General features: G+C 63.0%; 21 protein-coding genes. 14 read left to right on the forward strand and 7 right to left on the reverse strand.

Going from position 1 to position 25689, the window contains the following annotated elements:
- Nucleotides 1–26 precede the first annotated feature (26 nt).
- The 6 genes from hisS to NTD88_RS27790 all read left to right on the forward strand — a co-directional run bounded on the left by hisS (nt 27) and on the right by NTD88_RS27790 (nt 6826).
- Entirely contained in the window at nt 27–1316 is a 1290-nt protein-coding gene (gene hisS / locus NTD88_RS27765) for a histidine--tRNA ligase (RefSeq protein WP_262153704.1), read from the forward strand.
- Between the two features lie 38 nt (nt 1317–1354).
- On the forward strand, nt 1355–1996 hold the full coding sequence (locus tag NTD88_RS27770) for a YfgM family protein (protein WP_095159548.1): 642 nt from the start codon (nt 1355–1357) through the stop codon (nt 1994–1996).
- A complete protein-coding gene (gene bamB, locus NTD88_RS27775) occupies nt 1989–3140 on the forward strand; it encodes an outer membrane protein assembly factor BamB (protein WP_095159549.1) in 1152 nt (383 codons plus the stop codon). Before NTD88_RS27770 ends, bamB begins: the two co-directional genes overlap by 8 nt.
- A 118-nt stretch (nt 3141–3258) precedes the next feature.
- Nucleotides 3259–4725 (forward strand): ribosome biogenesis GTPase Der, encoded by a 1467-nt coding sequence (gene der, locus NTD88_RS27780; RefSeq protein WP_262153705.1) that lies wholly within the window; start codon nt 3259–3261, stop codon nt 4723–4725.
- A 173-nt stretch (nt 4726–4898) separates the two neighbouring features.
- Complete coding sequence (locus NTD88_RS27785; RefSeq protein ID WP_262153706.1) at nt 4899–6047, forward strand: pyridoxal phosphate-dependent aminotransferase; 1149 nt, start codon at nt 4899–4901, stop codon at nt 6045–6047.
- Nucleotides 6035–6826, forward strand: a complete 792-nt coding sequence (locus NTD88_RS27790; protein ID WP_262153707.1) for an amidohydrolase — start codon at nt 6035–6037, stop codon at nt 6824–6826. Before NTD88_RS27785 ends, NTD88_RS27790 begins: the two co-directional genes overlap by 13 nt.
- A gap of 36 nt (nt 6827–6862) precedes the next feature.
- Here NTD88_RS27790 and NTD88_RS27795 read toward each other — a convergent pair whose 3' ends face one another.
- On the reverse strand, nt 6863–9430 hold the full coding sequence (locus NTD88_RS27795; protein WP_262153708.1) for a sulfite reductase flavoprotein subunit alpha: 2568 nt from the start codon (nt 9428–9430) through the stop codon (nt 6863–6865).
- A 105-nt stretch (nt 9431–9535) separates the two neighbouring features.
- The gene (locus tag NTD88_RS27800; protein ID WP_262128648.1) at nt 9536–11845 is read right to left on the reverse strand and encodes a TonB-dependent receptor; all 2310 of its coding nucleotides are present in this window, start codon (nt 11843–11845) and stop codon (nt 9536–9538) included.
- A gap of 209 nt (nt 11846–12054) precedes the next feature.
- Between NTD88_RS27800 and NTD88_RS27805 the strand changes: the two genes are divergently transcribed.
- Complete coding sequence (locus NTD88_RS27805) at nt 12055–12735, forward strand: Fe2+-dependent dioxygenase (protein WP_262128649.1); 681 nt, start codon at nt 12055–12057, stop codon at nt 12733–12735.
- A 1-nt stretch (nt 12736) separates the two neighbouring features.
- Entirely contained in the window at nt 12737–13486 is a 750-nt protein-coding gene (locus tag NTD88_RS27810) for a tetratricopeptide repeat protein (protein WP_095159556.1), read from the forward strand.
- Nucleotides 13487–13534: 48 nt separating this feature from the next.
- Here NTD88_RS27810 and NTD88_RS27815 read toward each other — a convergent pair whose 3' ends face one another.
- Nucleotides 13535–14698, reverse strand: a complete 1164-nt coding sequence (locus NTD88_RS27815; protein ID WP_095159557.1) for a type III PLP-dependent enzyme — start codon at nt 14696–14698, stop codon at nt 13535–13537.
- 662 nt (nt 14699–15360) lie between these two features.
- Here NTD88_RS27815 and NTD88_RS27820 point away from each other — a divergent pair.
- The 3 genes from NTD88_RS27820 (at nt 15361) to NTD88_RS27830 (ending at nt 19389) form a co-directional block, all read left to right on the forward strand.
- Nucleotides 15361–15849 carry a sigma-70 family RNA polymerase sigma factor gene (locus NTD88_RS27820; protein WP_262153764.1) on the forward strand — a complete coding sequence of 163 codons (489 nt, stop codon included), beginning with the start codon at nt 15361–15363 and terminating at the stop codon, nt 15847–15849.
- Nucleotides 15846–16832: a FecR family protein gene (locus NTD88_RS27825; RefSeq protein ID WP_410017315.1), complete on the forward strand. Its 987-nt coding sequence runs from the start codon at nt 15846–15848 to the stop codon at nt 16830–16832. Before NTD88_RS27820 ends, NTD88_RS27825 begins: the two co-directional genes overlap by 4 nt.
- A gap of 109 nt (nt 16833–16941) precedes the next feature.
- Nucleotides 16942–19389, forward strand: coding sequence for a TonB-dependent siderophore receptor (locus NTD88_RS27830; protein ID WP_262153710.1), 2448 nt, complete (start codon nt 16942–16944; stop codon nt 19387–19389).
- A 94-nt stretch (nt 19390–19483) separates the two neighbouring features.
- Here NTD88_RS27830 and NTD88_RS27835 read toward each other — a convergent pair whose 3' ends face one another.
- Genes NTD88_RS27835 through NTD88_RS27850 form a run of 4 tightly spaced genes read right to left on the reverse strand, consistent with a single transcriptional unit; the run spans nt 19484 to nt 22920 of the window.
- Entirely contained in the window at nt 19484–20638 is a 1155-nt protein-coding gene (locus NTD88_RS27835; protein ID WP_262153711.1) for a betaine/proline/choline family ABC transporter ATP-binding protein, read from the reverse strand.
- Nucleotides 20635–21288 carry an ABC transporter permease gene (locus tag NTD88_RS27840; RefSeq protein WP_262128653.1) on the reverse strand — a complete coding sequence of 218 codons (654 nt, stop codon included), beginning with the start codon at nt 21286–21288 and terminating at the stop codon, nt 20635–20637. The genes NTD88_RS27835 and NTD88_RS27840 overlap by 4 nt, the downstream gene beginning before the upstream one ends.
- Complete coding sequence (locus NTD88_RS27845) at nt 21285–22193, reverse strand: glycine betaine ABC transporter substrate-binding protein (protein ID WP_262153712.1); 909 nt, start codon at nt 22191–22193, stop codon at nt 21285–21287. The genes NTD88_RS27840 and NTD88_RS27845 overlap by 4 nt, the downstream gene beginning before the upstream one ends.
- 13 nt (nt 22194–22206) lie before the next feature.
- Nucleotides 22207–22920 (reverse strand): ABC transporter permease, encoded by a 714-nt coding sequence (locus tag NTD88_RS27850; protein WP_095159564.1) that lies wholly within the window; start codon nt 22918–22920, stop codon nt 22207–22209.
- 431 nt (nt 22921–23351) lie between these two features.
- Here NTD88_RS27850 and NTD88_RS27855 point away from each other — a divergent pair, with 431 nt between their 5' ends.
- From NTD88_RS27855 to NTD88_RS27865, 3 genes are all read left to right on the forward strand, one after another.
- Nucleotides 23352–23663 (forward strand): type II toxin-antitoxin system RelE/ParE family toxin, encoded by a 312-nt coding sequence (locus NTD88_RS27855; protein ID WP_262128656.1) that lies wholly within the window; start codon nt 23352–23354, stop codon nt 23661–23663.
- 2 nt (nt 23664–23665) lie between these two features.
- Nucleotides 23666–23989: a helix-turn-helix domain-containing protein gene (locus NTD88_RS27860; RefSeq protein WP_262153713.1), complete on the forward strand. Its 324-nt coding sequence runs from the start codon at nt 23666–23668 to the stop codon at nt 23987–23989.
- Nucleotides 23990–24083: 94 nt separating this feature from the next.
- Entirely contained in the window at nt 24084–25667 is a 1584-nt protein-coding gene (locus NTD88_RS27865; RefSeq protein ID WP_262153715.1) for a peptide chain release factor 3, read from the forward strand.
- The last annotated feature ends 22 nt before the right edge of the window (nt 25668–25689 follow it).

A 25689-nucleotide genomic window follows, 5' to 3' on the forward strand; every position in this document is an offset into this window, starting at 1 on the left:
GCTACAGATTTCGTTAAGGATTTTCCGTGAGCAAATCGCTGCAAGCCATCCGTGGCATGAACGACATCCTGCCCGAGCAGACGCCGCTGTGGCGCTACTTCGAGAGCACCGTTGCAGGTCTGCTGGATACCTACGGCTATCGCCAGATCCGCATGCCGATCGTCGAGTTCACCGAGCTGTTCAAGCGCTCCATCGGTGAAGTGACCGACATCGTCGAAAAAGAGATGTACACCTTCAACGACCGCAACGGCGACTCCCTGACCCTGCGCCCCGAAGGCACCGCGTCCTGCGTGCGTGCGGTGCTGGAGCACGGCATCAGCGGCGGCGGCCAGGTGCAGAAACTCTGGTACATCGGCCAGATGTTCCGTCACGAGCGTCCGCAGAAAGGCCGTTATCGCCAGTTCAACCAGATCGGTATCGAGGTCTTCAACCTCGACGGCCCGGACATCGACGCCGAGCTGATCGTCCTGACCTGGCGCCTGTGGGGCCTGCTGGGTCTGCGCGATGCGGTGAAACTGGAGCTCAACAGCCTGGGCACCAGCGAAGCGCGTTCCCGCTACCGTGATGCGCTGGTGGAATTCCTGTCCGCCCGCCTCGAGCAACTGGACGAAGACAGCCAGCGCCGCCTGAAGACCAACCCGCTGCGCATTCTCGACAGCAAGGACGCCAATACCCAGGCGGCCCTGGTCGGCGCACCGAAGCTGGAAGAGTATCTGGACGAAGAGTCGCGGATTCACTTCGAAGGCCTGAAGTCGCGCCTGGATGCCGCCGGCATTCCTTACGTGATCAACACCAAGCTGGTGCGTGGTCTCGACTACTACAGCAAGACCGTGTTCGAGTGGGTCACCGACAAGCTCGGTTCCCAGGGCACCGTCTGTGCCGGCGGCCGTTACGACGGTCTGGTCGAGCAGATGGGCGGCAAGCCGACCCCGGGCGTCGGTTTCGCCATGGGCATCGAGCGTCTGATCCTGCTGCTGGAAACCCTGGAGCTGGTGCCTGAGTCGATTTCCCGTCAGGTCGACGTCTACCTCTGCGCCTTCGGCGAGCAAGCCGAACTGGCTGGCCTGCAACTGAGCGAGCGTCTGCGTGACCGTCTGCCGAACCTGCGCCTGCAGGTCAACGCTGGTGGCGGCAGCTTCAAGAGCCAGTTCAAGAAGGCCGACAAGAGCGCGGCGCTGTATGCGCTGATCCTCGGGGACGACGAACTGGCCCAACAAGTGGTAGGTTTCAAACCCCTGCGTGGTCAGGGCGAACAACAAAACATTGCCTGGGATGCTCTGGCTGAGCACCTGGAAGCTTCCCTCGCGCAGGCGTGAAGCGCCCATCAGCGGATTTGGTGAAAAGGAGTATTGGGGTGTCGAGTACCGATGATGAACAACTGGCCGCATTCAAGGACTGGTGGGAGCGCAACGGCAAGCCACTGGTAACTGGCGGTCTGCTCGCACTGGTTGTGGTGTTCGGCTGGCAAGCCTGGCACAAGTACCAGAACAACCAGTCGCAAGGCGCCTCGAACCTCTATCAGGCCCTGCTGGAAACCACGCTGACGCCGACCGGTGAGCCGGACAAGGCCAAGGTCGCGGAGCTTTCCGGGAAACTCAAAAACGAGTTCCCGGGTTCGGCCTACGCCCAGTACGCCAGCCTGTTCGTCGCCAAGGTTGCGGTGGAAAGCGGCAAGCTGGACGACGCCGCCGCCGAGCTGAAAAGCGTTACCGACAAGCCTGCCGACGCGACCCTGGGTGAAATCGCCCGTCAGCGTCTGGCCCGCGTGCTGGCTGCACAGAACAAGGCCGATGAGGCACTGAAACTGCTCGACGGCGACACTGACAAGGCGTTCGTTGCCACCCGCGAAGAGCTCAAGGGCGACCTGCTGGTGCAACTGGGCCGTAGCGATGACGCACATGCTGCATACGAAAAGGCCAAGGCCGCACTGTCTGACGACGATGCGGTAGGTGGCTTGCAACTCAAGCTCGACGACCTGGCCAAAGGGGATGCCTGACGTGATTGGTTGGAAACATGCAGCAGTGCTGAGCCTGGCCATTCTGGCCGCGGGTTGCAGCAGCAACAGCAAGAAGGAATTGCCTCCGGCCGAACTGACCAAGTTCACCGAAGAGGTGGTACTCAAGAAGCAGTGGAGCCGTTCGATCGGCGATGGCCAGGGCGACAGCTTCAACATGCTGGTGCCGGCGATCGAGAATGACCGCATCTACGCCTCGGACGTCACCGGTGTGGTGATGGCCCTGGACCGTCTGAACGGCGACGTGGTCTGGAAGAAAGACCTCGACCTGCCGGTCTCCGGCGCTGTCGGCGTTGGTTATGGCCTGGTCACGCTCGGTACCCTCAAGGGTGAAGTGATTGCCCTGGACTCCAGCACCGGCGAAGAGAAGTGGCGTTCCCGGGTGACCAGCGAAGTGCTGGCTCCGCCTGCGAACAACGGTGACATCGTTGTCGTCCAGACTCAGGACGACCGCGTGATCGGCCTTGATGCCAACACGGGTGATCGTCGCTGGATCTACGAAAGTACTCCAGCGGTGCTGACCCTGCGCGGTACCGGTGCTCCGATCGTTACCAACAGCCTGGCAGTCGCCGGCCTGTCCAGTGGCAAGGTTGTTGCCCTGGATACCCGCAACGGCGTGCCGGTGTGGGAACAACGGGTCGCCGTTCCGCAAGGTCGTTCGGAACTGGAGCGCGTGGTGGACATCGACGGCGGCCTGCTGCTGTCGGGTGGCACCCTGTACGTCGCCAGCTATCAGGGCCGCGTCGCGGGCCTGGACCTGGAGTCCGGCCGTGTGCTCTGGCAGCGTGATGCTTCCAGCTACACCGGTGTGGCTCAGGGCTTCGGCAACGTTTACGTGAGCGAAGCGTCGGGCACTGTCGAAGGTATCGACGAGCGTTCTTCGTCGGCCTTGTGGAGCAACGACCAACTGGCTCGTCGCCAGCTGTCGGCGCCGGAAGTGTTCTCCAGCTACGTGGCAGTCGGTGACCTGGAAGGTTACCTGCACCTGCTGAGCCAGGTGGACGGCCGTTTCGTCGGCCGTGAGCGCATCGACAGCGACGGCCTGCGCGCCCGTCCGCTGGTGGTGGGCGACACGATTTATGTGTATGGCAACAGCGGCACCCTTGAGGCGCTGAGCATACGCTGAGTCTATGCTTGGGGCCTGAGTGCCCCGGGCCGCGACGTCGCGAGACGTTGCCCGAAACTCCGGCCGCTGCCTCGCAGCGGCCTTTGTATTTTTTGAATTTACGCAAATGGAGAGCCGCATGGTTCCCGTAATCGCCCTGGTAGGTCGGCCGAACGTCGGCAAATCCACCATGTTCAACCGCCTGACCAAGACCCGCGACGCCATCGTCGGCGACCTCTCGGGTCTGACCCGCGACCGCCAGTACGGCGAAGCGCGCTGGCAGGGACGCAGCTACATCCTGATCGACACCGGTGGTATCACCGGCGACGAAGCAGGCATGGACGAAAAGATGGCCGAGCAATCGCTGATGGCCATCGAAGAAGCCGATCACGTGCTGTTCCTGGTCGACGCCCGCGCCGGCATGACCGCCGCCGACCAGATGATCGCCGAGCACCTGCGCAAGCGGAACAAGCGCTCGTACCTGGTGGCCAACAAGATCGACCACATCGATCCTGACACCGCCGTCGCCGAGTTCGCGCCGATGGGCATGGGCAACGCGATTCCGGTCGCCGGCTCCCAGGGCCGTGGCATCAATACGTTGATGGAACTCGTGCTGGGCGATGCGCCGCGCGAGGAAGAAGAAGACGCACTGGCTGAAGACGTCGCCGAAGGCCAGGAAGCCGTACGGATTCCCGGCCCGAGCGAGAAAGATGGCATCAAGATCGCCATCATCGGTCGTCCCAACGTCGGCAAGTCGACCCTGGTCAACCGCATGCTCGGCGAAGAGCGCGTGGTGGTCTACGACGAGCCGGGCACGACCCGCGACAGTATCTACATTCCCTTCGAGCGCAACGAAGAGAAGTACACCCTGATCGACACGGCCGGTGTGCGCAAGCGCGGCAAGATCCACGAGGAAGTTGAAAAGTTCTCGGTGGTGAAGACCCTGCAGGCGATCAAGGACGCCAACGTGGTGATCTTCGTCATGGATGCCCGCGAAGGCGTGGTGGACCATGACCTGAACCTGCTGGGCTTCGCCCTGGAAGCCGGCCGCGCCATCGTCATCGCCCTGAACAAGTGGGATGGCATGCAGCCGGGCGAGCGCGACTACGTGAAGACCGAGCTGGAGCGCCGGCTGTTCTTCGTCGACTTCGCCGACATTCACTTCATCTCGGCACTGCATGGCACTGGCGTCGGCAACCTGTACCAGTCGGTGCAGAACTCGTTCAAGTCGGCGGTCACCCGCTGGCCGACCAGCCGCCTGACCCAGATCCTCGAAGACGCGGTCAGCGAGCACCAGCCGCCGATGGTCAACAGCCGCCGGATCAAGCTGCGTTATGCCCACCTGGGTGGCGCCAACCCGCCGATCATCGTGATCCACGGCAACCAGGTGGAGAAGGTCCCGCGTTCGTACTCGCGTTACCTGGAAAACACCTATCGCCGCGTGCTGAAGCTGGTCGGTACGCCGATTCGCATCGAGTACAAGGGCAGCGACAACCCTTATGAGGGCAACAAGAACACCCTCACCGACCGCCAGGTCAACAAGAAGCGCCGGCTGATGACGCACCACAAGAAAGCCGAGAAGAAGCGCAAGGACAAGCGCAAGTAAAACCGCTGCGGCGCACCGAGGGCTATTCGCCCACGGCGCGCCGCACGCGTTTTTGACCCGGATCAGCGCCTCGCGCCGGGAGTTTGTTTCAACCTTTTTCCTGACCATCCAATCCGCTATGCTCGGGGCCTGTCCGCGCCTCCCGGGGGCGGGTCCGCAGGAAAGAGGGCTCCATGATCAGCAGCAAGCTGCCGAATGTCGGCACGACCATCTTCACCACCATGTCCCAGCTCGCCGTGCAGACCGGCGCGTTGAACCTGTCCCAGGGTTTCCCCGATTTCAATGGCCCGCAAGCCTTGCTCGACGCCGTCGGGCGGCATGTCAGTGCCGGACACAACCAGTATTCGCCGATGACCGGCCTGCCCGCGTTGCGCCAGCAGGTGGCGGCCAAGGTTGCGCGGCACTACGGCGTCAACGTCGATGCCGACCACGAGATCACCATCGTTCCGGGTGCCACCGAAGGGATCTTCTGCGCCATTCATGCGGTGATCCGCGCCGGTGATGAAGTCATCGTCTTCGACCCGAGCTACGACAGCTACGAGCCCGCCGTCGAACTGGCCGGCGGTCGCTGCGTGCACGTGCAACTGGACGCCACGGACTTCTCCATCGACTGGCAGAAATTCAGCGATGCCCTGAGCCCGCGCACGCGCATGGTCATCATCAACTCGCCGCACAACCCCAGTGGCGCGCTGATTACCCGGGCGGACCTGGACCAGTTGGCGGCGTTGATCGCTGACCGCGACATCTACCTGATCAGCGACGAGGTGTACGAGCATCTGGTGTTCGACGGTGTCGCCCACGCCAGCGTGCTGGCCCATGAGGCGCTGTATCAGCGCGCGTTCGTGGTCAGCTCGTTCGGCAAGACCTACCACGTCACCGGCTGGAAGACCGGCTATGTGGTCGCTCCTCCCGCCTTGAGCGCGGAACTGCGCAAGGTCCATCAGTACGTCAATTTCTGTGGCGTGACCCCGCTGCAATGGGCTCTGGCGGATTTCATGGCCGAGCACCCGGAGCATGTAGACGAGCTGCCGGCCTTCTACCAGGCCAAGCGCGATCTGTTCTGCGACCTGCTGACGCCGTCGCGTTTCAGCTTCCGACGTGCCGCAGGCACCTACTTCCAGTTGGTGGATTATTCGCAGATTCGCCCCGACCTCAACGATGTCGACATGGCCCTGTGGCTGACCCGTGAACACGGTGTGGCGACCATTCCGGTGTCGGTGTTCTACCAGCAGCCCATTGCGCAGCAGCGCCTCGTGCGCCTGTGTTTTGCCAAACGCGAGGAGACGCTGCGCGAGGCAGCGGAAAAACTATGCGCGATCTGAGCAGCCTGCCCAACCTGACCGTTGCCCTGATCCAGACCAGCCTGCTGTGGCAGGACCGCCAGGGTAACTACGCCCATTTCGAAACCTTGCTGGATCAGGCTCGTGGCGCTGATCTGGTGATCCTGCCGGAAATGTTCACCACCGGGTTTTCCATGGAATCCGAGCGCCTGGCCGAGCCGGAAAACGGCCCGACCTACAGGTGGCTCAAGGCCCAGGCAGCACGTATCGATGCGGTGATCACTGGCAGCGTGATCATCCAGGCCGCCGACGGCAGCCACCGCAACCGCTTGCTCTGGGCGCGGCCGGACGGCGAGATCCTGCACTACGACAAGCGCCATCTGTTCCGCATGGCCGGCGAGCACAAGCACTACACCCCCGGCGAGCGTCAGGTGCAGTTCGAACTCAAGGGCTGGCGGGTGCGTCCGCTGATCTGTTACGACCTGCGCTTCCCGGTGTGGAGCCGCGATGCTCAGGACACGGACCTGCTGCTGTACACCGCCAATTGGCCGGCGGCGCGACGCCTGCATTGGAACCGGTTGCTGCCGGCGCGGGGGATCGAGAACCTGTGCTATGTGGCCGCGGTGAATCGGGTGGGGACGGATGGCAAGGGCTTCGCTTATACCGGCGACAGCCAGGTGCTGGACTTCCAGGGCGAGAGCCTGCTCAGCGCTGGCGAGGCGGACGGGGTGTTTACGGCGGTGTTGAGCGCGGCTGATTTGGCGGCGTACCGCACACGATTCCCGGCGAACCTGGATGCCGATACCTTCGAGCTTCATTGAACATTCTGGGGCCGCAAAGCGGCCCCAGAATCATCCTCAATAAACGTCCCGGCGATACCGCCCCAGTTCGATCAGCTCTTCCACCGCCGACTCACCCAGCAACCCGTTCAACGCCGCATCCACTCCGCCAGCCATGCCATTCAGGCTGCCGCAGATGTAGATCGCCGCGCCGTCATCCAGCCAGCGCTTCAGCTCTTCACCGCGCTGCAGTAACAGGTCCTGCACGTAGACTTTCTCCGCCTGATCGCGGGAGAAGGCCAGATCAAGGCGCGTCAGGTCGCCGCTTTCCACCCAACCCTGCAGTTCTTCACGGCAATGGAAGTCGTGCGCCCGGTTGCGTTCGCCGAACAGCAGCCAGTTGCGTTGCTCGCCGCTGGCGATGCGTGCCTTGAGCAGGCTGCGCAGGCCCGCCAGGCCAGTGCCGTTGCCGATCAGGATCATCGGTGCCGGAGCGCCCGGCAGGTGGAAGCCGCTGTTGCGGCGCAGGCGCAGGCTGACGCCGTCGCCCAGGGCCATATGTTCGGTCAGCCAGCCGGAACCCAGACCGAGGCTGCCGTCCGCGTGGCGCTCCTGGCGCACGATCAGTTCCAGCACGCCGTCGCTGGCGATGGAGGCGATGGAATATTCCCGTGCGTCGATGGGGATCAGCGCATCCACCAGTGCCTGGGCGTGCAGGCCCACCAGATGCTCGCGGCTCACCGGCAGTTGCCGGCTGGCGAGGGCCACGGACAGCGGCTCCTGCAAGCCGTCAATCTGCACCGGCGTGTTGGCGTCCAGGCCAAGCCCTTGCAGGAAGCGCTCGATGGCGGCGGGGGCTAGGCGCGGGAGGATTTCCACCAGGTCGCCAGCGTCCCATTGCGCGGGTGCCGGTGGGTTCAAGCCCAGCAGGAATACCGGCAAGCCCTGGCTGCCGGGATTGAGCAGCGTGCGCTGAGTCAGGGTCCAAGGCGCGAACTCCGGCGCCTGCCAGACCGGAACAGTACTGCTGCCGCTCATCTGCGCGAGTTGCTGCTGCCAATGTTGCAGCGCCAGTGGGTCGGCGCTGTCGACTTCCACCGGGGCGAAGCGGGCCTTGGCACCACGCTCGTCCAGCCAGGCATTCAGGCGCCGGGCGAAGCCGCAGAAGTGCGGGTACTGGCGATCGCCGAGGGCGAGCAGGGCGTAGTTCAGGCCGTCGAGGGACCACGGCTGGCCAAGCACCTTGCGTTCGAAACCGCGGGCGCTGTCTGGCGCTTCACCGTCACCGAAGGTGCTGACCACGAACAGCGCACGCTGGGCCTGGCGCAGGTCGTCTTCGCTGATGCTCGCCAGCGGCTGCACCCGCACCGGCAGGCCGGCAGCCTGCAGTTGCCCGGCGCTCTGCCAGGCCAGTTGTTCGGCGAAGCCGCTCTGGCTGGCGAAGCCCACCAGCCAGCCGTTCTTCTGGTCGTCGCCCGGGGTCAGGCCGCTACGCGCGGCGCGGACCTGGCGTTTCTTGCGCCGACGATCGAGGTACAGCAACCAGCCGGTAACGAAGAACAGCGGCATGGTCAGGCTGGCGATCATCGCCAGGATGCGCCCGGTCAGGCCGAAGTAGCTGCCGACGTGCAGGGCGTAGATGCTGGTCAGCAGTTGCGCCTTGAACGATTTGTCGGTGTACACCTCCTGGCGCCGAACCTGGCCGCTGGCCGGGTCGATGGTCAGGGTGTTGAAGGCGCGCTCATGGGCGGCATCGTCGAGCAGGTAGAACAGCGTGGCCGGCTGGCCACCCACTGGCGGCAGGCGCAGATTATAGGCGGCAAGACCGGGGCCGGCGGCTTTTTGCAGGCTGGCCCAGATGGCGTCGTAGTCGACCACCAGCGCGGGAGCATTGGCGTCAGGCTGTTGCGGGCCGCCATGGCCACCGCGGTTGCCGCGGCCTTCTCCGCGTTTCTGTTCCTGGCCGGCCGGTGGCGGGTCCGCCAGCAGTTTGTTCAGGCCTTCGCGGTACCACTCGTAGGACCAGAACAGTCCGGTCAGGGCAAACAGCAAATAGAACAGCAGGCACCAGGTGCCGGCCACCGCGTGCAGGTCCCAGTTGAACGCGCGACCTTTCTTCGCCCAGTCCAGCGTCAGCCAGGCACGCCAGTTCAGCGCCTTGCGCGGCCAGCGCAGGTACAGCCCGGACAGGCAGAAAAACACCAGCATCAAGGTGCAGGCGCCGGTGATCTGCCGGCCGGTGTCGCCGATGGCGAGGAAGCGGTGCAGGTTGAGCATCAGGTTGAAGAAGTCCTGGCCGACCACGTCGCCCTGGAACGCTCCGGTGTAGGGATCGACGTAGCGCAACTGGCCACGGCGCTCGCCCGGCGGCGGGGTGAAGAACACCCGGGCGGCGGCATCGCTATGGGTTTCGACCCAGAGCATGGCGACTTTTTTGCCCTCGGTCGCTTCGACCCGGCGAACCAGCTCGGCCGGCGCCAGCACGCCTTCTTCGCGGACCTTCACCTTGAGCACCTGGGGGTTGATTACCCGGAGGATTTCATCCTGGAACGAATACGTCGCGCCGGTGATGCCCATCAGCGCGAGCACCAGGCCGGCGGTGATGCCGAAGAACCAGTGCAGTTGGAACAGCGTCTTTTTCAGCACATCAACCACCTTGTCTTGCCGGGAATGCGAATTACTCGCGCATTATGCCTTGATACACAAAAGCCCCGTTCATCGAAATGAACGGGGCTTTGCCAATCAGCGACCTTAGAAGTGGACGCTGGTGCTCAGCAGGGCGGTACGCCCGGCGGCCTGGTTGGCGAAGTGCGTGGAGAACGCCTTGTCGTAGTAGACCTCGTTGGTCAGGTTCTGCACGTTCAGTTGCAGGTCGACGTTTTTGGTCAGCTTGTAGGCGGCCATGGCGTCGTAGCGCACGTAGCTGTCGACCATGGTGGTGTTGGCCACGCTGCCGAAGACGTCGTCGGTGTAGAACGCGCCGCCACCGATGGTCAGCTTCGGCGTCACCTGGTAGGTGGTCCACAGGCTGGCCGCGTTGTTCGGCAGGTTCGGCAACTGGTTGCCGTCGTTGGCCTTGCCCAGCGGGCCGCCGTCGATCTGGCGACCTTCCATGTAGGTGTAGCCGGCGAAGACCTGCCATTTATCGGTGAGCTTGCCGCTGGCGCCCAACTCGATACCGTCGACGCGGGTGGTGCCGACGTTTTCGTAGGCGGTGGTGTTGACCTGGACGCGGGCGTTGTCTTTCTCGGTGCGGAAGATCGCACCGGTCAGCGACAGGCGGCTGTCGAGGAAGTCCCACTTGGTGCCGATTTCGTAGTTGGTGGTTTCTTCAGGTTCCAGGTCGCTGGTCAGCAGGTTGCCGCTACGGTCGGTCGAGCCCGGCAGTGGGTTGCCTTCCATACCTTCGCCGAGTTGCGCACCCGGTGGAGTGGCCGAGGTGGCGTAGGACACGTAGACGCTGCCGTTCTCGGCCGGCTTCCACACCAGGCCCAGTTGGCCGGTGAAGAATTCGCTGGTGTCGCTGCCCTTGGCGGTGGTGGCGCCCGCGGCGCTGTAGGTGCGGTAGTCGGTCTCGAAGTGGTCGTAGCGCAGGCCCATGTTGAGCAGCCATTGCGGGCTCAGCTCAAGGGTGTCGAACACGTAGATCGCGCGGGTCTTGCTCTCGGTGTCGGTGCCGGCGTAGTTGCGGGTGATCGAACCGTTCCACGGATCATCCGGGTTCGGGTTGCTCAGCGAGGTGCAGTTGTAGCCGCTGGAGACGATCATCGCCGGGGTGCAGTTGGTGCTGGACGCCCCCGGCGACGCCGGGGTGGTGTCGCTGTTGACGGTGTAGCTGGTGCGGTCGCTTTCTTCGCGGCTCAGTTCGATACCGGTGGAGAAGCTGTTCTTGAAGCCGGCCACGTAGAAGTCGCCGAACAGGTCGGTCTGGTTGGTGGTGGTGGCGGTGTTGCCCACGCGGCTGTTGGGACGACGCCAGACGCTGCCGGTGTTGACGTTGCCCTTGCTGTCGTCCGGCTGGGTCAGGATGTAGTCCTGCATCGAGTTGCCGTGGCGCAGGGTGTTCTTGATGGTCAGCGCTTCGGTCAGGTCGTGCTCGACGGCGATGGTCGCGATGTCGGTGCGGGTTTTGCGGAAATCGCGGTCGGTCAGGCCGTAGAAGTTGCTGTCGTCACCACCGGCGTAGGGTTTGTCCGGGTTGGCCGACGTACGGTTGGCGCCGCTGTAGGTGTAAGGAACGCCCGAGTCCGGCAGGTCGTTGCTTTCCATGTGGTAGTAATCGAGGTTGACGCGGGTGTCGGTGCCCAGGCCGAAGGCCAGGGACGGGGCGATGCCCCAGCGGTCGAAATCGACTTTGTCGCGGCCGGCGACGTTGCTTTCGTGGCTCATCAGGTTCAGGCGGCCGGCAACGGTGTCGCTGAACTGGTAGTTGCCGTCGAGGGTGTAGCGCTGGGTCTGGTCGGAGCCCCAGGTGAAGCCGCCGTCGAAGGAATTGCCCAGGTGCGCTTTTTTGCTCACCAGGTTGATGCTGCCGCCCGCCGCGCCACGACCGCCAACGGCGGAGTTCGGGCCCTTGCTGACTTCGATGGATTCCACGGCGAAGATTTCGCGGGTCTGCGCGCCGGTGTCGCGCACGCCGTCGAGGTAGGTGTCGCTCTGCGAGTCGAAGCCGCGGATGAACGGACGGTCGCCTTGCGGGTTGCCGCCTTCACCGGCGCCGAAGGTAATCCCCGGAACGGTGCGCAGGGCGTCCTGCATGGTCAGGGCGTTGGTGTCCTTGAGGACTTGTTGCGGAATCACCGTCACCGAGCGCGGGGTGTCGATCAGCGGCGCGGTGTATTTCGGCGAAGAAGCTTTCTCCACCTTGTAGTCGGTGCTGGCCTGGTTGCCTTCGGCGTTGATGCTGGTGGCATCCAGGGCGATCGAACCTTCCTTGCGGGCAGGGGCCGGCTCGTCGGCGTACGCCATATGTGCGGCGGACGTTGCGGTGATGGCTACACCAATGGCGGATGCGAGCAAGCGCGGTGAGCTGACAGCGGTTGGTACGAATTGACGCGACATCAGGTGGACCCCCTCCCAAGGTTTCGAGGGGGCGGAATATAAGAGCAAGTGATTGCTACTCACAATTGAGAAACGTTGGCATTTACATTCTTTACACCTTTTTCACGAAATTTTGCCAAGGATCAATGTCCGCCCCTCGGATGAGGCTTGTGGCGGATAGATAAGAATCAATACCATTGACAACTTTTTCCGTTCAGGTGCCAACCGCCATGCTTTTACACATTCCCGGCTTGTTCAACCGTGAGGAAGTCGTGCGTATTCGCGAGGCGCTGGAGAGCACCGATTGGGCGGATGGCAAGATCACCGCTGGCTATCAGTCGGCCAAGGCCAAGCACAATTTGCAGTTGCCCGAGTCCCATCCACTGGCCAAGGAAATCGGCGCCGCGATGATCGAGCGCCTGTGGAAAAACCCGCGTTTCATGTCGGCCGCATTGCCGCACAAGGTGTTTCCGCCGCTGGTCAACTGCTACCGCGAAGGCGGCAATTTCGGTTTCCACATTGATAACGCGGTGCGCCAGCCCCGCGGCAGCATCGAGCGGGTGCGCACCGACCTGTCCTCGACGCTGTTCTTCAGCGACCCCGAGGACTACGACGGCGGCGAGCTGGAGATCCAGGACACTTACGGTCTGCAGCAGGTCAAGCTGGCGGCCGGGGACATGGTCTTGTATCCCGGCACCAGCCTGCACAAGGTCAACCCGGTCACCCGCGGCGCCCGTTACGCGGCGTTCTTCTGGACCCAGAGCATGATTCGCGAGGACAGCCAGCGGACCCTGTTGTTCGAGATGGACAACGCCATCCAGCAGCTCACCGCCGACGTGCCTGATCACCCGTCGCTGATCCAGCTCACCGGCACCTACCACAACCTGTTGCGCCGCTGGGCCGAGGTCTGACATGGCGTTCCAGTTGCGCCGTGAGGAAGTGGTCGGCACTGACGAGTTCGGGCAGATGCTCGAACAGAGCCCGGCCAAGGCGGCCCAGGCCTTGTTGATGGCGTCGGCAGAGGGCGTGGTCGAAGCCCAGGCGTTGCTCGGGCAGATCCTGCTGGACGGGCGCGGCATCGAGCAGGACGCGGTCCTGGCCCGGCGCTGGTTCGGCATCGCCGCGCAGCAGGGCAGTGTGATGGCGCACAACATGCTCGGGCGCTGCCTGGAACATGGCTGGGGTGGTGAGGTGGACGTGGCGCAAGCCGCGCGACATTACCGCGAGGCGGCCAATGGCGGGCTGGACTGGGGGCTTTACAACCTGGCCAACCTGCTTGCGACCGGGCGCGGTGTAGCGCTGGACCATGGCGTGGCGCTGGCCTGTTATCGCCGGGCGGCGGACTTGGGGCATGCCAAGTCGATGAACCTGTTGGGGCGTTACCTGGAGGAGGGCCTGCATTGTCAGGCGGACCTGTCGGCGGCGCGGGAGTGGTATCGGCGCTCGGCCGAGGGCGGGGATTTTCGCGGGCAGTTCAGCCATGCGGCGATCCTGGCCGGGCAGGGCTTGCTCGATGAAGCGCTGGGCTGGTTGCAGCGGGCGCTGGAAGGCGGCAATGCCAATTTCCTGCGGGTAGCGGGCCCGGCGCTGGAGCAGGCGGCGCAGGCGGAGATTCGGGCGATGGCAGGGGCTTACAAGGCGCGCTTGGCTGAGCTGGTGTAAGGGCTTTGAGATAAAAAAGGGGGCTGATCACTCAGCCCCCTTTTTGCATTACAGGTAGAACGCTTTCAGCGGCGGGAAGCCGTTGAATTCGACGGCGCTGTAGCTGGTGGTGTAGGCACCGGTCGACAGCCAGTACAGACGGTCACCGATCGCCAGGTTCAGCGGCAGGCCGTACTTGTAGTGCTCGTACATGATGTCGGCGCTGTCGCAGGTCGGGCCGGCGATGACCACTTCTTCCATCTCGCCTTTCTTCTCGGTCCAGATCGGGAACTTGATGGACTCGTCCATGGTTTCGATCAGGCCGGAGAATTTGCCCACGTCGGTGTAGACCCAACGCTCGACGGCGGTACGCGATTTACGCGCAACCAGCACCACTTCACTGACCAGGATGCCTGCGTTGGCGATCAGCGAGCGGCCCGGCTCCAGAATGATTTCCGGCAGGTCGTCGCCGAAGTCTTCCTTGAGGAAGCGGATGATTTCCTCGGCGTAGGTTTCCAGGCTGTTGGTCCGGGTGATGTAGTTGGCCGGGAAGCCGCCACCCATGTTGATCAGTTTCAGTTCGATGCCGTCTTCTTCTTTCAGGCGCTCGAAGATCACTTTGACCTTGGCGATCGCCGCGTCCCAGACGCTGATGTCGCGCTGCTGCGAACCGACGTGGAACGACACGCCGTAAGGCACTAGGCCCAGGTCACGGGCGAGGATCAGCAGGTCCATGGCCATGTCGGTCTGGCAGCCGAATTTGCGCGACAGCGGCCAGTCGGCGGTGGTGGAGCCTTCGGTGAGGATACGCACGTAGACTTTCGAGCCCGGCGCGGCCTTGGCGATGTTGCGCAGGTCGGCTTCGGAGTCGGTGGCATACAGACGCACGCCCTTCTCGTAGAAGTAGCGGATGTCCTTGGATTTCTTGATGGTGTTGCCGTAGCTGATACGGTCGGCGCTGACGCCGCGGTCCATCACTTTGTCCAGTTCGTAGATCGAGGCGATGTCGAAGCTCGAACCTTTCTCTTTCAGCAGGTCGATGATTTCGACCGCCGGGTTGGCCTTGACCGCGTAGTAGACCTTGGCGAACTCGAAGCCCGCGCGCAGGTCGTCGTAGGCCTGGCTGATCATCTGGGTGTCGATGAGTACGAACGGGGTTTCTTGCTTGTCGGCGAATGCCTTCATTTTCTGGAAGGTTTCGCGCGCGAAGTAGTCTTCGACTTGAATCGACATGCTTGGGGACTCCATGGGCAAACTGAAAAAATAAGTGGCTGCAAACTGAACGCCCTCCGTATCCCCACTTTGGTTCGCCTACTTCCCAAGGCATGTCGCCGAAAGCAAAAAGGTCATCCGCGCGATTGAAAGCTGCTGCGGGTGACCTTGCTGTCTCGTCGTCAGTACTTGAGCCGGATGGATCGTTTCCAGCATGGACGTTCGGCGCGAACTTTAGGACCTGAGGGGTTCAAGATCAACAAAAAATGTCGCGTTTTCGTACTGATCAGCCGCTCGTTATCGACTTGTTTCCTTCATAACCGACTCAGGTGACAGCCAGATGTTCCGCTGGATCGTCCTTGCGTAAAAAATTGTGGAATAGGTGGCGATTTGCTGACTTCTCGGTAACTTCGTCATCTGGCGTTTCGATCGGCGAGTTTCGCTTCGAAATCAGCTTTAAATGGAAAAACGACCGTTTGTCGTGTCGCTTCGATCGTGTTTATTCAGCGCCGCACTGTTCATATTTATGGCCACCTGAACCGTGGGTATTTCCGACAAAAAAAATTCCTGAATCACCGACAAAAAGCGCTTGGTCGGAAGCCCTTACACAGGATTTGCCGGGCTTAATAAGAAACATTACTATTCGCGCACCTTTCCAACTGCCTGACGACGACCTTCCTATCGTGTCTCGAAACAAAGGCTTCCTCGACCACTACCACGAGCTGATCGGCACCTGGACGCGCAAGTTGCGCAGTCGCCAGCAAGCCGAGGACCTCGCGCACGATGCATTTGTGCGGGTGCTGGAAAGCGAACAGGATGCAGTGGCGCAGCCGCGCGCCTATCTGCACCAGACGGCGCGCAATATCGCGGTGGACGGTTACCGTCGCGAGGACCGCCGCCAATCCCTCGAACAGCAGGCTCTGGACCTGACCCCGCTGCTGACGGACGACCCGGAGGCGTATATGAATGCGCTGCAACTGGCCGACAGCGTCGAGCGCGCCCTGGCGGAGTTGCCGCTGAACTGCCGCAAGGTCTTCGTCTGGCAGAAGCTCGAAGGGCTGACCCAGGCGGAGATCGCCGAGCGCATGGGATTGACCAAGAACATGGTCGAAAAGTATATGATCCGCACGCTTCGCCATCTGCGCGAGCACTTGGATGTGTCGAAGAGATGAGTCAGGCGAATGTATTCATGAATCAGGGCCACAGCCCACAAGAGGCCGCCCGCGAGCAGGCGGCCGAATGGTTCGCCCGCGTCCAGGACGCGCCGCTGCCCCCTGAGCAGCAGGCCTGTTTCGACGCCTGGCTGGCGCAGGATCCCCTTCACCGCGACGAATACGACCAGCTCGGCCAGCTCTGGCAGGCGGCTGACCTGTTGCCGCGTGCGCGCCTCGAAGCGCTGTGTGTCGAAGATCGGGTCAGCACCTTGCCGCGGCGGCGTTTCGTCCAGCAGGCGCTGGCCGCCAGTGTGCTGGCGGCGGCGGTGGGTCTCGGCTGGTTCGGTTGGCAGCAGCACACTCTCAACTACCACGAACACTTGCAGACCGGTCTCGGTGAGCGCCGCCAGGTAGAACTGCCGGACGGCTCGCACCTGGAGATCAACGGTCGCACCCGCCTGGACGTGCGCTTCAGCGCCGGGCAGCGCGACATTCGCCTGGAACAGGGCGAGGTGATGTTCAGCGTCGCCCACGACAGCAGCCGGCCCTTTGTGGTCGATGCCGGCCATGGCACGGTGACTGTCACCGGGACCCGCTTCGATGTGCGCCGCGATCCCGGGCAAACCCGCGTCGCGGTAGAGCAGGGCTCGGTGCGGGTGCAGGGCCAGGGCGAGTCGAAGGCGCTGCTCAGCGCCGGGCTCGGCGCGCATATCGATGCCGCTGGCGCGGTGGCCGCGCCTTATAAGGTGGATGCCGCGGCGCTCACTGCCTGGCGGTCCGGCAAGCTGGTGTTCACCGATGCGTCGCTGGCGCAGGTGGCCGAAGAGGTTTCGCGTTACCGCGATCAGCCACTGACCGTGGCGCCGAAAGTCGCCGCTTTGCGCCTGAGCAGCACCTTCCGCCTTGACGACACGGACGCTCTGCTGCGGGCTTTGCCGAGCATCCTGCCGGTCGCCGTGGTGGCCCATGCCGACGGCTCTCACGAAATAATTTCAAAATAGATTCAGGTATTTTCCGAGTTGTTCGTCTTCCTGCCCGACTTGTAACTGCCAAGCATTTCCATTCGCAACGGCGGTCGATCCCGATCCTCCCTCAGGACTTCTCGAAGACGTGAACAACCACAAGCTTTCTCCGCGTTCCGCCAGCCGTTCGCGCTGGTTGCCTCTGGCCCTGGCGTTGGCGGTCAGTGCCGGTATCGGCAACAGCTACGCCGATTCGACGCCCACCAGCATCCAGATCCAGGCCCAGTCGCTGGCCACGGCGCTGAACCAGTTGGGCCAGCAGACGTCGCTGCAGTTGTTCTTCAGCCCCGCGCTGGTCGCTGGCAAGCAGGCCCCGGCGGTGTCCGGCAATCTGTCGCCGGAGCAGGCATTGCAAGCTTTGCTGCAAGGCAGCGGGCTGACCTACGAGATTTCCCAGGGCACCGTGGTGCTGCATCCGGCACAGGGCGACAGCCAGGCCGCCAACGGTAAGCTGGAACTGGCGCCCACCGACATCACCATGGTCGGCGACTGGCTCGGCGATGCGCAGGAAACCGTGGTGCAGAATCATCCCGGCGCGCGCACCGTGGTGCGCCGCGAAGCGATGGTCGAGCAGGGCGCGATGAACGTGCGTGACGTGCTCAAGGGCATCCCCGGCGTACAAGTGCAGGACTCCAACGGCACCGGCGGCAGCGACCTGTCGCTCAACGTCGGCGTGCGTGGCCTGACCTCGCGCCTGTCGCCACGCTCCACGGTGCTGATCGACGGCATTCCGGCGGCGTTCGCGCCCTATGGCCAACCGCAACTGTCGATGGCGCCGATTTCCTCCGGCAACCTCGACAGCATCGACGTGGTGCGCGGCGCCGGTTCCGTGCGCTACGGGCCGCAGAACGTCGGCGGGGTGATCAACTTCGTGACCCGCGCGATTCCCGAGAAGGCCACCGGCGAAATCGGCACCACCCTGGAAACCTCCCGCCATGGCGGCTGGAAGCACATCGAGTCGGCGTTCATCGGCGGCACCGCCGACAACGGCCTGGGCGCGGCGCTGCTGTATTCCGGGGTCAACGGCAATGGCTACCGCAGCAGCAACAACGCCAACGATATCGACGACGTGCTGCTCAAGACCCACTGGGCCCTGACCGATCAGGACGAACTGTCGCTGAACTTCCACTACTACGACGGCAAGGCCGACATGCCTGGCGGCCTGACCCAGGCCCAGTTCGACGCCGACCCGTACCAGTCCGACCGCGACTACGACAACTTCAGCGGCCGGCGCAAAGACGTCTCGCTCAAGTACCTGCGGCAGATCGACGACGTCACCCAGTTCGAAGTGCTGACCTACTACACCGATAGCTTCCGCGGCAGCACCATCGCCGCCCGCGATCAGAAAACCCTCAGTTCCTACCCGCGCAGCTACCGCACCTTCGCGGTCGAGCCACGGGTTTCGCGGATCTTCTTCAGCGGCCCGGCCACCCAGGAAGTCAGCGTCGGCTATCGCTACCTGAAAGAAGCCATGCACGAGCAGTCCAGCCGCCTGGCGCTGATCAACAACGTCCCGACCGTGACGCCGACCTCCGACGGCCACGTGTTCCAGGACCGCACCGGCGGCACCGAGGCCAGCGCTTACTACATCGACGACAAGATCGATATCGGCAACTGGACCATCACTCCGGGCGTGCGCTTCGAGCACATCAATACCGACTGGAACGACCGCGCGGTGCGTGGCACCAACGGCGTGCCGGTGCAGGCCAAGAGCCGCAGCGTGACCAGCAACGAACCGTTGCCGGCGCTGAGCGTGATGTATCACCTGTCCGATGCCTGGAAGCTGTTCGCCAACTACGAAACCTCGTTCGGCAGCCTGCAGTACTTCCAGCTCGGCCAGGGCGGCAACGGCGACCAGACCGCCAACGGCCTGGAAGCGGAAAAGGCCAAGACCTACGAGATCGGCACCCGCTATGACAATGGCGACTGGGGCGGTGAGCTGACGGCGTTCTACATCGACTTCGACGACGAGCTGCAATACATCAGCAACGACATCGGCTGGACCAACCTCGGCGCCACCAAGCACCAGGGGATCGAGGCGTCGATGCACTACGATCTGTCGGGGCTCGATCCACGGCTGGATGGCCTGAGCGCCAATGCCGGGTTCACCTACACCCGCGCCACTTATGAAGGCGAGATTCCCGGCTTCAAGGGCCGTGACCTGCCGTTCTACTCGCGTCAGGTGGTCAATGCCGGCCTGCGTTACCAGGTGGACCGCTGGACCTGGAACCTGGACGCCTTCGCCCAATCGAAACAGCGCGCACCGGGCACCGGCATGAACGCCGACGGCAGCTTCAACGGCAACTACATCACCGAGCCGAGCGCCGATGGTCAGTACGGCAACATTCCGGGTTACGTGACCTGGAGCGCGCGAGGTGGGTATGACTTCGGCAAGGAACTGTCGAACCTGAAACTGGGGGCGGGGGTGAAAAACATCTTCGACAAGCAGTACTACACCCGGTCCAGCGACAACAACTCAGGCATCTACCTGGGTGAGCCGCGCACGTTCTATGTGCAGGCCAGTGTAGGGTTCTGATTTTTCGGTTGTCCTAGAGGGCCTCATCGCTGGCGAGCCAACTCCCACACAGTAGCGGTGGGCGCTGCCTTGCCAGCGATGAGGCGCTCAAGCGTTAAACCGCCGCTTCAGCCGGCGACACAATGCTGGTCTTGCCACCCCGCGACCGCCCCGAACTCAGGTACGCCGCAATCGATTCCTGGGTCACTTCCCCCAAAAACACCTGATCGGCATCCAGCACCGGCAGCCAGGCCCGGTTGAACTCGTACATCCGCGACAACAGGATGCGCAAATGCTCGTCATGCGCCGCCGTGGCGTTGAACGGGCGCAGGAAGTCGGCGCAGGTGCCCTGCTGGCGATGCAGGTCACGCCGGCGCACATAACCCAGCGCACGGTTGTCCTGGTCGGTGACCACCACGTACTTGCGGTCATGCTCATCCATCAGTTCCAGCGCATCGGCGACCACCATCTCCGGGCTGGCCGACGGGGCGTTGTCCGCCGCGTCTTCGGCGCGCACCAGCAGCAGGCGCTTGAGGGTGCTGTCCTGGCCGACGAAGTTGCTGACGAACTCGTCCGCCGGGTGCGCCAGCAGGGTGTCCGGGTGGTCCAGTTGCACCAGCTTGCCGGCGCGGAAGATCGCGATCTTGTCACCCAGCTTGATCGCTTCGTCGATGTCGTGGCTGACCATGATCACGGTCTTGTTCAGCGCCCGCTGCATCTCGAAGAATTCGTTCTGGATCATCTCGCGGTTGATCGGGTCGACCGCGCCGAACGGCTCGTCCATCAGCAGCAGCGGTGCCTCGGCCGCCAGCGCGCGGATCACGCCGATGCGCTGTTGCTGGCCGCCGGACAGCTCGCGCGGGTAGCGCTGCAAATACTGCTTGGGCTCCAGGCGGATCATGCTCATCAGTTCGCGGGCGCGGTCGTGGCATTTCTGCTTGTCCCAGCCGAGCAGGCGCGGGACCACGGTGATGTTCTCTTCGATGGTCATGTTGGGGAACAGACCGATCTGCTGGATCACGTAGCCGATGCGCCGGCGCAGGGTCACTTCGTCGAGGCCGGTGGTGTCTTCGCCGTTGATCAGCACCTTGCCCGAGGTGGGCTCGATCAGGCGGTTGATCATTTTCAGCGTGGTGCTCTTGCCGCAACCGGAAGGGCCGAGGAAGACGCAGATCTCGCCTTCGTTGACGGTCAGGCTGACCGAGTCGACCGCCTTGACCTCCTTGCCGTTGCTTTGGAAGGTTTTCGAGAGGTTCTGGAGTTCGATCATTTGAGCAGTCCTTCTGGAGTCAGCGAGCGTTGCAGGGCTTGCAGCAGCAGGTCGGCGGCGATGGCCAGGAGGCTCACCAGCACGGCGCCGACCAGCAGCATCGACATGTCGCTGCGGCTGATGGAGGTCAGGATAAGTACGCCAAGGCCACCGGCGCCGATGGTCGCGGCGATGGTCATGACGCCGATGTTCATCACCACGGCGGTACGCACGCCGGCGAGGATCACCGGCACCGCGATCGGCAGTTCGACCATGCGCAAGCGCTGGCCGAAGGTCATGCCGATGCCGCGGGCGGCTTCACGGATGCCCGGCTCGACGCTGGTCAGGGCCAGGTAGGTGTTGCGCATGATCGGCAGCAGTGAATAAAGGAACACCGCGGTGATCGCCGGCAGCGGGCCGAGGCCCTGGCCGAACTTCGAGTAGAACGGCAGCAGCAGGCCGAACAGGGCGATCGACGGCACGGTCAGCAGCACCGTGGCGCTGGCTTGCAGCGGGCCGGCGAGGCTCGGGAAGCGGGTCATCAGAATGCCCAGCGGCACGCCCACGACAATCGCGAGGGTGACGGCGATGCCCACGAGGGTGATGTGCTGGCCGGTCAGTTGCAGCACTTGCGCCCAGTCCAGGTGAGTGAAGGTATCCAGCAGGCTCATTGCGCACCTCCTTGCAGTGGATGCTGGCTGAGGAACTCGTCAGCGACCTTGCCCGGGCTCTGGTGCTCGACATCGACCTTGGCGTTGAGCTGGCGCATGGTCTCGTCGTCCAGTTGTTCCGCCAGCGGCTTGAGCAGTTCGGCCAGTTGCGGGTGCGCGTCGAGCAGTTCTTTGCGCACCACGGGCGCGGCGGTGTAGTCGGGGAAGTAGTGGCGATCGTCTTCCAGCAGCTTGAGGTCGAAGGCGCTCAGGCGACCGTCGGTGGTGTAGACCAGGCCGGTGAACACCTGGCCGTTGCGCAGGGCGGTGTAGACCAGGCCGGCATCCATCTGGCGGATGTCCTTGCGGGTGAATTGCAGGTCGTAGGTTTCGGTCAGGCCGGCGAGGCCATCGGGACGGTTGGCGAACTCGGTGTCGAGCGCCAGCACGTGGGTCTGCTTCGGTTCATCGCGCAGCACCTGGTTCAACTGGCTGATGCTGTTCACCTGCGGGTATTGCTCGGCAATGTTGCGCGGCAGGGCCAGGGCGTAGGTGTTGCTGAAGCGCGACGGTGCGAGCCAGATCAGGCCCTTCTTCGCGTCCAGTTCCTTGACCCGGGCGTAGGTGGCCTCGGCGTTCGGCATGCGTTCGTCGATGTGGTTGTAGGACACCAGCGACACGCCGGTGTATTCCCAGACCATGTCCAGTTGGCCGCTTTCCTGGGCGCTGCGCGCCAGGTTGCTGCCCAGCCCGCCGGTGATGCGCACGTCGAAGCCGTGCTGGCGCAGGTAGCGGGCGGTGAGTTCGGCGAGCACGGTCTGCTCGGTGAAGACCCGCGCGCCGATGCGGATCAGGGGTTTTTCGGCGGCCTGGGCAAATCCTGCGAACAGCAGGACCGCGCCCAGCAGCAAGGCGATTCTTTTCATCGGGGTCCCTCGGTCAGTGAGTCAGGCCGCGTTCCAGCCAGCGGCGGCTGCACTGGCTGACCAGCGCGTCGAGCAGCAGTGCCAGGGCCGCGGTACAGGCCGCGCCGAGTAGCAATTGCGGCTGATTGTTCAGGGCGATGCCGGGGAAGATCAGGCTGCCCAGGCTGTTGGCGCCGATCAGGAACGACAGCGGTGCGGTGCCGACGTTGATCGCCAGGGCCACCCGCACACCGCCGACGATGATCGGCACGGCATTCGGCAGCTCGACCTTCCACAGCGACTGACGCGGGGTCATACCGATGCCGGTGGCGGCTTCCTTGAGCGAGGCGGGAACGTTTTTCAGGCCTTCGTAGGTGTTGCGCACGATGGGCAGCAACGAGGCGAGGAACAGCGCGAAGATCGCGGGGCCGGCGCCGATGCCGAGGATACTCAGGGCAATGGCGAGAACGGCGAGGGGCGGAACGGTGTTGCCAATGTTGAAGATCTGCATGAAGCGTTCGGCGCGGTCGACCCGGTGTGGTCGACTCAGGGCAATGCCGGCGGGGATACCCACGGCCAGCGCCGCCACCATCGACAGCAACACCAGCATCAGGTGCGCCTGCAGGTAGAACCAGAGATCGGCGCGGTAGTGCGCGATCGTATCGATGCCGATCCAGTGGATCAGCAGGGCCAGGATGACGAGCGCGGCGGCCCATCCCATCAGCCCCTTGCCATAGCGTACAGCCATAGGCGGACTCCTTTTTATAGTCGGCGCGCAGACGCCGTCGTGTGTCGCCATTCCAGGCGACGGGCAGTCTGTGCGCGAAAAGCGGCGGGCAAAAATGCGCGCCATGAGCGAAGCCCCGTCAGGCTTGTGTTGCCGGTGAAACCCACCCCGACCAACGGTCATTGCAGGGGAATGGACGCCTCCATTGCTTTAAAGGTTCCCATCTGAGGCGGCATTTGGCCAGTGTTGATCCCTGAGGTGTGCGAAATTTCGCACGAGAAAGCAGCGTGATTCAGGCGTTGAGGCGTTGAATTACCTGCTGTTGGGCCGTTAGTCGCGAGAGGCAGCATTACCTTCGAACTTCTTGCGAATAGTCGCTTGAGGGAATATTCCGTTGAAGGTATTTTATGCCGTGGTCGATCAATTTCTGTTCGGAGTTCGCTGGGGAGGTCATGCAGTTCGATCAGCTATTCAAAGAGCAGTTAGCGCTGCATTTGGGACTGCTGAGAGAGATTGGCCCCTTGTTGGGCCGTCCCAGGGTGGACACCTTGAAAGGTTCTCGCCATCAGAACCTGAAAGAGCTGAGGTTTTCTGCCAACGGATGCGTTTGGCGCGTGGTGTTTGCATTTGATCCCTCTCGCTGCGCGGTAGTTTTGATCGCCGGAGACAAGGCGGGTGTCGATCAGCAACGGTTTTATAAGCGCTTGATCGCTTGCGCGGATGAGCGATTCGACAGGTATCTGGCAGGAGGTGCCGGGAAATGACAATGACGCTCGATGATTTGATGGACAGTTTTTCTCCTGAGCGCAGGGCCTGGGTGGAGGAAAAAACCCGTGAACTGGTCCGCGAAGAGCTGACCCTGCAGGCGTTGCGCCGACAGTTGGAAGTGACGCAGGAAAGCCTTGCCGAGCGAATGGAGATGGGACAGGCCAATGTGTCCAAGGTTGAGAAACGCAGTGACATGCTGATTTCGACCTTGCGCGGTTATGTCGAGGCATTGGGAGGAACGCTGGAGCTGGTTGCCTGCATGCCCGGCCGTGGCCCGGTAAAACTGCAGGGTTTCAGTGATAGCCCGCCGAACGCCGAATAGATGCTGCACCCTATCAGGGGACCAGATTTTGGTCCCCGCCCGACTTCAGGTATGATACCGCCCCTTTTTTCAATCCCCAGTCAGGCGATTTCCCATGACCAACCAGGCCGCCGAAGTCGCGAAGCGCCGCACTTTCGCAATCATTTCCCACCCCGACGCCGGTAAGACCACCATCACCGAGAAGCTCCTGCTGATGGGCAAGGCGATCGCTGTCGCCGGTACGGTGAAGTCGCGCAAGTCCGACCGCCATGCCACTTCCGACTGGATGGAAATGGAGAAGCAACGTGGTATCTCCATCACCACGTCGGTGATGCAGTTCCCCTATCGCGAGCACATGATCAACCTGCTCGACACCCCGGGCCACGAAGACTTCTCGGAAGATACCTACCGCACCCTGACCGCCGTGGACTCGGCGCTGATGGTGCTCGACGGCGGTAAAGGCGTCGAGCCGCGGACCATCGCCCTGATGGATGTCTGCCGCCTGCGCGATACGCCGATCGTCAGCTTCATCAACAAACTCGACCGCGATATCCGCGACCCGATCGAGCTGCTCGACGAGATCGAGGCGGTCCTGAAGATCAAGGCCGCGCCGATCACCTGGCCGATCGGTTGCTACAAGGATTTCAAAGGCGTCTATCACCTCGCCGATGACTACATCATCGTTTACACCCCGGGCCACGGCCACGAGCGTACCGAGGTGAAGATCATCGAGAAGCTCGATTCCGACGAAGCACGCGCACACCTGGGCGACGAGTACGATCGCTTCATCGAGCAACTGGAACTGGTGCAGGGCGCCTGCCATGAATTCAATCAGGAAGAGTTCATCAACGGCCAACTGACTCCGGTGTTCTTTGGTACCGCGCTGGGCAACTTCGGTGTCGACCACGTGCTCGACGCCGTTGTCGACTGGGCGCCGCGCCCGCTGGCCCGCGTTGCCCACGAACGCACCGTGGAGCCGGTGGAAGAGAAGTTCTCCGGTTTCGTGTTCAAGATCCAGGCGAACATGGACCCGAAGCACCGCGACCGTATCGCCTTCATGCGCATTTGCTCGGGCAAGTACGAGAAAGGCATGAAGATGCGCCACGTGCGCACCGGCAAGGACGTGCGCATCGGCGATGCGCTGACCTTCTTCTCCTCCGAGCGTGAGCAACTGGAAGAAGCCTTCGCGGGCGACATCATCGGTTTGCACAACCACGGCACCATTCAGATCGGCGACACCTTCACCGAAGGCGAGAGCCTGGGCTTCACCGGTATCCCGCACTTCGCCCCGGAACTGTTCCGCCGCGTGCGCTTGAAGGACCCGCTGAAATCCAAGCAACTGCGTCAGGGCCTGCAACAGTTGGCCGAAGAGGGCGCGACCCAGGTGTTCTTCCCGGAGCGCAGCAACGACATCATCCTCGGCGCCGTGGGTGTGCTGCAGTTCGATGTGGTCGCCAGCCGCCTGAAAGAGGAATACAAGGTCGAATGCGCTTACGAGCCGATCACCGTCTGGTCGGCTCGCTGGATCGCCTGCGATGACAAGAAGAAGCTCGAAGAATTCAAGGTCAAGGCCGTGGAAAACCTGGCGGTGGACGGCGGCGGTCACCTGACCTACCTGGCGCCGACCCGGGTCAACCTGGCGCTGATGGAAGAGCGCTGGCCGGACGTGAAATTCCGCGCGACCCGCGAGCACCATTGATTCAGCGGCAAGCTTGAAGCTG

Source organism: Pseudomonas sp. 20P_3.2_Bac5, from assembly GCF_025466035.1.
Taxonomy (GTDB): domain Bacteria; phylum Pseudomonadota; class Gammaproteobacteria; order Pseudomonadales; family Pseudomonadaceae; genus Aquipseudomonas.

Coding starts and splice junctions, on each gene's coding strand:
- NTD88_RS27835 (WP_262153711.1), bottom strand. CDS start 20,638: ATGATCGAACTCCAGAACCTCTCGAAAACCTTCCAAAGCAACGGCAAG.
- NTD88_RS27810 (WP_095159556.1), top strand. CDS start 12,737: ATGGCGTTCCAGTTGCGCCGTGAGGAAGTGGTCGGCACTGACGAGTTC.
- NTD88_RS27845 (WP_262153712.1), bottom strand. CDS start 22,193: ATGAAAAGAATCGCCTTGCTGCTGGGCGCGGTCCTGCTGTTCGCAGGA.
- NTD88_RS27790 (WP_262153707.1), top strand. CDS start 6,035: ATGCGCGATCTGAGCAGCCTGCCCAACCTGACCGTTGCCCTGATCCAG.
- NTD88_RS27825 (WP_410017315.1), top strand. CDS start 15,846: ATGAGTCAGGCGAATGTATTCATGAATCAGGGCCACAGCCCACAAGAG.
- der (WP_262153705.1), top strand. CDS start 3,259: ATGGTTCCCGTAATCGCCCTGGTAGGTCGGCCGAACGTCGGCAAATCC.
- NTD88_RS27850 (WP_095159564.1), bottom strand. CDS start 22,920: ATGGCTGTACGCTATGGCAAGGGGCTGATGGGATGGGCCGCCGCGCTC.
- NTD88_RS27800 (WP_262128648.1), bottom strand. CDS start 11,845: ATGTCGCGTCAATTCGTACCAACCGCTGTCAGCTCACCGCGCTTGCTC.
- NTD88_RS27785 (WP_262153706.1), top strand. CDS start 4,899: ATGATCAGCAGCAAGCTGCCGAATGTCGGCACGACCATCTTCACCACC.
- bamB (WP_095159549.1), top strand. CDS start 1,989: ATGCCTGACGTGATTGGTTGGAAACATGCAGCAGTGCTGAGCCTGGCC.
- NTD88_RS27865 (WP_262153715.1), top strand. CDS start 24,084: ATGACCAACCAGGCCGCCGAAGTCGCGAAGCGCCGCACTTTCGCAATC.
- NTD88_RS27860 (WP_262153713.1), top strand. CDS start 23,666: ATGACGCTCGATGATTTGATGGACAGTTTTTCTCCTGAGCGCAGGGCC.
- NTD88_RS27855 (WP_262128656.1), top strand. CDS start 23,352: ATGCAGTTCGATCAGCTATTCAAAGAGCAGTTAGCGCTGCATTTGGGA.
- NTD88_RS27815 (WP_095159557.1), bottom strand. CDS start 14,698: ATGTCGATTCAAGTCGAAGACTACTTCGCGCGCGAAACCTTCCAGAAA.
- NTD88_RS27805 (WP_262128649.1), top strand. CDS start 12,055: ATGCTTTTACACATTCCCGGCTTGTTCAACCGTGAGGAAGTCGTGCGT.
- NTD88_RS27840 (WP_262128653.1), bottom strand. CDS start 21,288: ATGAGCCTGCTGGATACCTTCACTCACCTGGACTGGGCGCAAGTGCTG.